The organism is Streptomyces sp. WAC04114, from assembly GCF_019733245.1.
GTDB lineage: Bacteria > Actinomycetota > Actinomycetes > Streptomycetales > Streptomycetaceae > Streptomyces > Streptomyces massasporeus_A.
This window is the reverse complement of sequence record NZ_JAIGQA010000339.1, coordinates 1-2,495: the sequence shown is the minus strand read 5'-3', so window position 1 is coordinate 2,495 and position 2,495 is coordinate 1. Positions and strand designations below refer to the sequence as shown.

The window sequence follows — 2,495 nt, the reverse complement described above, 5'->3', positions numbered from 1 at the left end:
GCAATCCGTCCCAGCCGTCACACCGTCCAGCGCATCCGTCACCTCGCTCCCACCAGCACCGCCGAAACGACAACCCACCGTCAGAGAGTGCAGGTCAAAGCGCACCTCAGGGGAGAAAACGACCTCTTAAGACTCGTTTCACATTGCGTCGCTACCGTACGGCTCCCGAGGATGAGGAGACCGGACGGAGGCTGGACGTGACGCGCGGAGGACATGGACTGGCCCGAGTGGCCGTCGTCGTACGGGCTGGAGCGGCCCCGCTGTGGTGGCTGGGCTTTCTCGCGGCGGGCATCGGCCTGCTCGCACCGGGCCTGACCGGACGCCGCATCGGCGTCCTGGCCGGAGCGGCCCTCTTCGTCCTGGCGGCAGCGGTGGTCGCGTGCGCACGCCGCAAGCGCTACGCGGCCCTGGCCGCGGCCGCGTCGCGGGCCGGCAAGCACGACGTGCTTCAGGACCGCGCGGTGACGGTACGCAACTGGCGTAGGGGCCACCGCTGGTGGCTCCTCCTCGCCTTCCTCTCCGCCCTGGGCAGCGCCTTCGCGGCCCCGGCGGCCGGGGGCCTGCTCCTGGCCGGCTGCGGCGCGGGCCTGTGGCTGAAGTCGGCCTGGCTGGGCCGCCGCGAGCAGACCGACGAGGCACTGCTGTGGGTCCGCGTGGACTGGCTCCGCGGCGGAGCGGCCCACCCGACCGGCAAGCGCGTGAAGGCGTACCGCAGCACGGGCATCGCGGCCGGGGACGCGTCCCCGGGAGGCGCCCGAAGGAAATCGCCGACGCTGGTGTGACCGGGCAGGGGCCGACCCACCCGGGGCGCTGGGCGTTCGTGTGATCCGGCGGCGGCGCATGCCCCCAGGGGCGCGGGGCTGTGTCGATGTGCTGCTCCGCCGCGTGAGCGCGACAAGCGCCCACGCACTCGAGGCCGAAACCCTGCGGAACCCGCCACCGCGCCGAAACCCTACGGAACCTCCGACCCCGCTCGCGTCAACGCGTCCACCTGCGCCCCACCCGACTCCGCGACGACCTCCTCCACGGTCTGAGCCCGCCGCACCGTCGCGAACCGCCCTCCCGGCAGGAACCCGTACACCCCGGGCCGCACCAGCGAGTTGTACCCGTAGTGATGGGCGAAGTAGTACGCCCCGGTGTCCAGCGCCGCCGCGTAATCCCCCTGCTCCAGCAGCGGCATGGACCGCCCCTCCGCCAGCAGGTCCCCCGCGAAACAGGCCGGTCCCGCGATGTCCTGCACCACCGTCGGCCCCTCCTTCGGCCGCCCCTTCGCGTCGTACGCGGAGATCCGCAAGGGCCAGCTCCCCGGCGCGTACACCGTCCGCGCGGCCACCTGCACCCCGGCGTGCGTCACCGCCACCGCCCGACCGCCGGAGGTCTTCGCGTACTCGACCCGCGCCACCACCGTCCCGTGCTTGGCCAGCAGTGACCGCCCGAACTCGGTGACCAGCCCGTACCGTCCGTCGAGCAGCCCCGGCACCTCCTCGGCCAGCAGCCGCGCGTACTGCGCGTAGGTCGGCTCCGTCGCCTCCGACGCGAAGTTCACCGGCAGGCCGCCGCCGATGTCGAGCGTGTCGACCTGGCGCCGCCCGGAGCGCCGGTTGATCTCCTCCGCCAGCGCGTACGTCTCCGCCACGCCCCGGGCCATCAGGGCCAGCGGGATGCCCTGGGAGCCGGTGTGCGCGTGCAGCCGGGTCAGCCAGGGCCGGTCCAGATACGCCTGGACGACCCACTCCCGGGCCCCTTCGTCGCGCAGCGCCACCCCGAACTTCGAGGTGGCCGTCGCCGTGGACAACGCCTCGATGGACCCCCCGCCGACCTGCGGATTCACCCGGATCCCCAGCGGGGAGCGGCTGGTCGAGGACCGCATCAGGGCGTCGATCCGGGCCAGCTCCTGAGGGTTGTCCGCGTTGACGGCGATGCCCAGGGACAGCGCCTCGCGCAGCTCGGCCGGCGTCTTCGCGGGCGAGTCGAGCACCGTCGCCTCCGGCGGCATGCCGGCCGCCCGCGCCAATGCCAGCTCACCCGGGCTCGCGACCTCCGCGCCGACGCCCTCCTCGCGCAGCAGCCGCAGGACCGGCACCAGCGGGGTCGCCTTCACCGCGAAGGCGTGCAGCACGGGCGTGCCCGGCGCCACCACCGCATCGAACGCCGCCCGCAGCTCCGCCGCCGACTCCCGGATGCCGGTGACGTCCAGCAGCCCGACGATCGGGCTGTCGGGCCCGAGCAGCCCTTGCTCCACGGCGGCCCGCACCGCCTCGTCCCGTCGCGCCGCCCGCCGGGCCCCGGTGTCGCCCGCCTCTTCCGTCTCGATGTGTGCGCCCATGCATCCAGCCAAACATCCACGGAGGCGCCGCGCCGAGGCCCCCACGTATTGACTAGCCCTATTCAGATGTCCAGGATGTGAATAGCCGCAGCAACACACCGCCGGGAGCACCACGCACCCCCCAGGAGGCAGACCATGTCAGGACCCCGCCCGCCCGTCTCCCTCCACC

2 protein-coding genes are annotated in these 2,495 nt (G+C 73.5%); one reads left to right on the top strand and one right to left on the bottom strand.

From position 1 onward, the window contains the following. The first annotated feature begins 197 nt into the window (after positions 1-197). On the top strand, positions 198-782 hold the full coding sequence (locus tag K4G64_RS38955; RefSeq protein ID WP_221760571.1) for a hypothetical protein: 585 nt from the start codon (positions 198-200) through the stop codon (positions 780-782). Positions 783-952: 170 nt separating this feature from the next. Here K4G64_RS38955 and K4G64_RS38950 read toward each other — a convergent pair whose 3' ends face one another. Continuing rightward, positions 953-2,326 carry a diaminopimelate decarboxylase gene (locus tag K4G64_RS38950; protein ID WP_221760570.1) on the bottom strand — a complete coding sequence of 458 codons (1,374 nt, stop codon included), beginning with the start codon at positions 2,324-2,326 and terminating at the stop codon, positions 953-955. Positions 2,327-2,495 lie beyond the last annotated feature (169 nt).